Here is a 4,683-nt window from a genome sequence, read left to right on the forward strand (position 1 = left end):
GGCGTCCCGGTACCGGACCGCCGTGGGCTGCTCCGCCGGGCTGCCCCCGTCCGGCCGGCCCGACAGCGCGCAGACCGGCGCGGCGCCGGCCAGCCGGACCAGGTCGGGCATCCGGAATCCGGCCGGCCCGCCCGCGACGCCTACGACGCCCTCAACACCCTCGACACGTTCCAGGCCTTCGAGACCTTCGAGGCCTTCGGGTCCGAGGTCGACCAGCAGGTGGGCGGAGAGCAACCGGTCCAGCAGCAGCCCGGCAGGCCCGGCCTCGACGCCGAGCACCCGTGCCGCCTCGGCGATCCCGAACGGCCGTCCGCCCAGGCCCGCCAGCGCCCGCAGCGCCTGCTGCTCCCCGGCCGCCAGCCGCCGGATCGCCTCCGTCAGCCGTCCGGCGACATCGAGGTCACCGACCCCCAGCTCGGCCAGCCGGCCCCGCTCCGCGCGCAGCCGGGCCGTCAACTCCGCCACCCCAAGACCGGGCCGGGCCGCCAGCCGCTCCCCGGCCGCCCGGACGGCCAGCGGCAGCAGGTCGCACAGCTCCAACAACTCCCGTGCCACCGCCCGCTCCGCGCCGATCCGCCCCGGCCCCGCCACCGACTCCAGCAGCCGCAGCCCGTCCGCCGACCCGAACGCCCCGAGCTGGACCCCGACCGCCCCGGGCAGGCCGGCCAGCCGCTGCCGGGCGGTGATCAGCGTGGCGCACTCGGGCCCGCTCGGCAGCAGCGGCAGGATCTGCGGCACACTCGCTGCGTCGTCCAGCACCACCAGCACCTTGCGGTCCGCCGTCCAGCTCCGGAACAGCCGGGCCGACTCCTCCCAGGACCGGGCCGGCTCCTCCGCCGAGCCCGGCGGTCCGTCGAGGCCGGCCGCCCGGAGGAAGGTCGACAGCACCTCGGCGGGCCCGAGCGGGACACCGTCCGAGCCGTGCAGGGTGACGAACAACTGGCCGTCCGGATAACGCTCCTTGACCCGCTGCGCCACCTCGGTGACCAGTGCGGTCTTCCCGGTGCCGGGGCCGCCGACCACGCAGGTGACCGAGCAGATCCGGCCCATCCCCCGCCTGATCCGCTCCGCCTCCGCCTCCCGGCCGACCAGCCCGGGCGGCGCTGCCGGGATCTCGGCCGGCCGGCCGCGGGCCACCGTCCTGGCGGCGACGGTCCGTTCGGGCGCGGCCAGCCCGGGCGCCGCCGAGAGCACCGCCCGGTGCAGCCGCTGCAGGCGCTCGGAGGGCTCGAGGCCGGTGTGCTCCACCACGCTCCGGCGCAGCCTGCCGTACGTGCTCAGCGCGTCCTCCTGGAGCCCGGAGCGGTACGCGGCCAGCATCAGCTGCGCCGCGAACTCCTCCCGGGTGGGATGACGCACCGTCAGCGCCTTGAGTTCGCCGACCAGTTCGCGGTGCCGGCCGAGCCGGAGGTCGGCCTCGACCCGCTGCTCGAGCGCGCCGAGCCTGGCGTCCTCCAGCCGCGCGGCCTCGGCCGCCAGTACCGGCCCGTGCGACAGGTCGCCGAGCGCACTGCCCCGCCACAGCCCCAGCGCCTCGCGCAGCACGGCGGCCGCCCGGCCGTGGTCACCCTCGGCCAGCGCCGACCGGCCCACCCCGACCCGCTGCTCGAACAGCCGCAGGTCCAGCTCGCCGGGCTCCAGCAGGATGCGGTAGCCGTTCGGGCGGGTCTCCAGCAACTGCCTGCGGCCACCGGTCGGGCTCGCCGCGAGCGCCTTCCGCAGTTGGTAGAGGTAGGTCTGGATGGTCTTCCGGGCCAGCTTCGGCGGCTCGTCGTCCCAGAGCTCCTCCTCCAGGGTCGAGGTGGAGACCGTCCGCCCCGCCTGCAGCAACAGCGTGGCGAGCACCCGGCGGGGCATGGCGGCGGCGGGTGTGAGGTCTTCCTGCTCGTCGCGCACCTCGACCGGTCCCAGCACGGCAAAGTCCACGCTCTTCTCCCTTGGTGGCAGCTGGGCAGTAAAAAACCTTCTGGAAGGTTTTTAGCATGGCTCTGTGTCAGGTTCAATCAACTTGGAGGCGGTCATCCCGCCCGCCGGACGACCGCCCCCACCCGCGGAGCGGGAGTCCCCGCAGGTCGGCGGCGCCCGGCAGATACCTGGTCTCGCCATCCGAGACTTCCCTTGCAGATTAATATTCCTACCCGTAGGTTTTTTCTGCTCGCGCCGCCGGGCGCGTCGAGGGAGGGATCTGAACCGATGCGGGCCACGCTCGAAGCACTCGGCCGCCGGCTGCGCCACCTGCTGGTGCTCTGGTGGCGCGACCTCCACCCGGTGATGGCGATCCGGGTACCGCTCCCCTACCCCCTGCTCCGCGAGCCGGCCGCCCGCGAAGCGGACACCCACGCAGCCGAACCCACCGGTGCCGAGCCGGACTTGTTCTCGGGTCGGGCGCCCCGCAGGATGGTCCCCGACGACCGACCTTGAGGAGCCGGGATGGGTACGAGGCCACTGCTGAACCGCAGGCTGGCGGGGATGGGTTCGACGATCTTCGCGGAGATGTCCGCGCTGGCCGTCGCCACCGGTTCGATCAATCTGGGGCAGGGCTTCCCGGACACCGACGGCCCGCGCGCGATCGCCGAGGCGGCCGCCCGGGCCGTCCTGGAGGGCCGGGGCAACCAGTACCCGCCCGGGCCCGGCATCCCGGAGCTGCGGGCGGCGGTGACGGAGCATCAGCAGCGCTGGTACGGGCTGACGTACGACCCGGACAGCGAGGTGCTGATCACCGCCGGGGCGACCGAGGCGATCGCCGCCACCCTGCTGGCGCTGCTGGAGCCGGGCGACGAGGTGATCGCGTTCGAGCCGTTCTACGACTCCTACGCCGCCTGCATCGCGATGGCCGGCGCCACCCGGGTGCCGCTCACCCTGCGGGCCCCCGGCTTCCGCCCCGACCTGGACGAGCTGCGCGCCCTGATCACCCCGCGCACCCGGCTGCTGCTGGTCAACACCCCGCACAACCCGACCGGCACCGTGCTGACCCCGGACGAGCTCCGCGGCATCGCCGAACTCGCCTGTGAGCACGACCTGTTGGTGATCACCGACGAGGTGTACGAGCACCTGGTGTTCGCCGGCGCGCACCGCCCGCTGGCCGCCCTGCCCGGGATGCGCGAGCGGACCGTCTCGATCTCCTCGGCCGGCAAGACCTTCTCCTTCACCGGCTGGAAGGTCGGCTGGGTGACCGGGACGCCGGAACTGGTGGCGGCGGTGCGGACCGCCAAGCAGTACCTGACCTTCGTGAGCGCGGGGCCGTTCCAGTACGCCGTCGCCGACGCGCTGCGGCTGCCCGACAGCTACTTCGACACCCTGCGGGCCGACCACCTGCGCAAGCGGGACCTGTTGGCCGACGGGCTGGCGGCGGCCGGCTTCGAGGTGTTCCGGCCGGAGGGCACGTACTTCATCACCACCGACATCACCCCGCTCGGCGAGACCGACGGTCTGGAGTTCTGCCGCAAACTGCCGGAGCGCTGCGGTGTGGTGGCCATCCCGAACGTGGTGTTCTACGACAACACCGAGGCCGGACGCAGCCACGTTCGATGGGCCTTCTGCAAGCGGGACGACGTCCTCGCCGAGGCGGTGACCCGGCTCCGGCGGCTCTGAGCTGCCCCGACCCGCCCACGGCAGGCGCACCCCGGCGTACGACGGTGGTGCACGGCGCACGCCCCGGTGAGAGGGGCGCGCGCCGGACAGAGTCATGCACCGGCGCGATCACACCCAGAAGGAGAGTGCTACCGGAACGGTGAATGCCGGGCAAAGCTGGGTAAATCCCTGACGGACCCGGAGAATTCGTGCTTCTCTGCTGCTGAATCTCCAGCCGGAATCCTTCCTTCCACGGTCGGCCGCGCCAGGGACCGCACAGCCTCGAACAGCCCCGCCACCGTGCCGGGCCGGATGCTGACGGCGGGCGCGCACGGAGCTGAAACGCGGAGCCCAGCATGCTCACCACACTGCAGACCTCCTACACGGACACCCGGGCCGGTGACCTGGCCTGGTGCCTGGGCGGCAGTCCGCTGCCCGCGCTCGCGGTGCGCGACCTGAGACTCGACCGCCTCGGCACCGGCCGGCTCTCCGGCGGGACACTGCAACTGAGACTGCTCGGGGCCTCCCACCAGGTGATCCTGGCGGCCGGCCCCGGCGAGTGCCTGGAGACGGTGGCCTGCCTGCCGGGCCGGCGCACCCCACTGCCCGCCCGGGTGGCCGAACAGGTCGGCGGCTGGGAGTACGAGTTCGCGGCCCGGATCGAGGAGCTGCCGCCGCACGTCTTCGCCGCCCGCGCGCAGGAGCTGCTGGCCCTGGTCGAGGGCCATCCGAGTGCACTGGCCGGGGTGTTCCCCGGCGACCCGAGCGCCTTCACCGCGCTGGTCGCCAACGGCGACGAGCGCCGGGTGCACTGGCGGACCTGGCACGCCTATCCGCAGGAGGGCCGGCTGGTCTGTACCCGGTCCTCACTGACGGTTTTCGGAAGTCCGTCCGAGCCGGACCCGAGTGGCGGTAGCCCATGTTGATGAAACGTCAATTCAGTGCACGGCCCTGTCCGTCGAATGGGTGCAGCGGTCGACCACCCACCTCGCCTAGCGTTTGTTCGTGATCAACCATCCGGCGGGCCAGCCCGTCCAGCCGAGCACCGAGGACCCGGCCGGACTGGCCGGGATCGGCGCCCGCGCGGTCCGGGCCAGCGGCGCCGCCGGTGGC

At 73.5% G+C, this 4,683-nt stretch carries 4 protein-coding genes; 3 read left to right on the plus strand and 1 reads right to left on the minus strand.

Annotated elements, in window-relative coordinates; translation table 11 throughout:
• Positions 1 to 1,926: BTAD domain-containing putative transcriptional regulator (locus tag ACXJMZ_RS36685; RefSeq protein ID WP_457034328.1), on the minus strand; the 1,926-nt coding region annotated here is incomplete at its 3' end.
• A gap of 267 nt (positions 1,927 to 2,193) precedes the next feature.
• On the opposite strand from ACXJMZ_RS36685, the gene ACXJMZ_RS36690 reads away from it, so the two are divergent.
• The 3 genes from ACXJMZ_RS36690 (at position 2,194) to ACXJMZ_RS36700 (ending at position 4,496) form a co-directional block, all read left to right on the plus strand.
• The gene (locus ACXJMZ_RS36690) at positions 2,194 to 2,421 is read left to right on the plus strand and encodes a hypothetical protein (RefSeq protein ID WP_457034329.1); all 228 of its coding nucleotides are present in this window, start codon (positions 2,194 to 2,196) and stop codon (positions 2,419 to 2,421) included.
• Between the two features lie 9 nt (positions 2,422 to 2,430).
• Complete coding sequence (locus ACXJMZ_RS36695; protein ID WP_457034330.1) at positions 2,431 to 3,591, plus strand: pyridoxal phosphate-dependent aminotransferase; 1,161 nt, start codon at positions 2,431 to 2,433, stop codon at positions 3,589 to 3,591.
• Positions 3,592 to 3,926: 335 nt separating this feature from the next.
• Positions 3,927 to 4,496 (plus strand): DUF2617 family protein, encoded by a 570-nt coding sequence (locus tag ACXJMZ_RS36700; RefSeq protein ID WP_457034331.1) that lies wholly within the window; start codon positions 3,927 to 3,929, stop codon positions 4,494 to 4,496.
• Positions 4,497 to 4,683: the final 187 nt, after the last annotated feature.

It is taken from the genome of Kitasatospora sp. P5_F3, assembly GCF_054049135.1.

Bases quoted from the DNA above. Each gene is read 5' to 3' on its own strand.
- ACXJMZ_RS36690 (WP_457034329.1), top strand. From the start codon at position 2,194: ATGCGGGCCACGCTCGAAGCACTCGGCCGCCGGCTGCGCCACCTGCTG.
- ACXJMZ_RS36695 (WP_457034330.1), top strand. From the start codon at position 2,431: ATGGGTACGAGGCCACTGCTGAACCGCAGGCTGGCGGGGATGGGTTCG.
- ACXJMZ_RS36700 (WP_457034331.1), top strand. From the start codon at position 3,927: ATGCTCACCACACTGCAGACCTCCTACACGGACACCCGGGCCGGTGAC.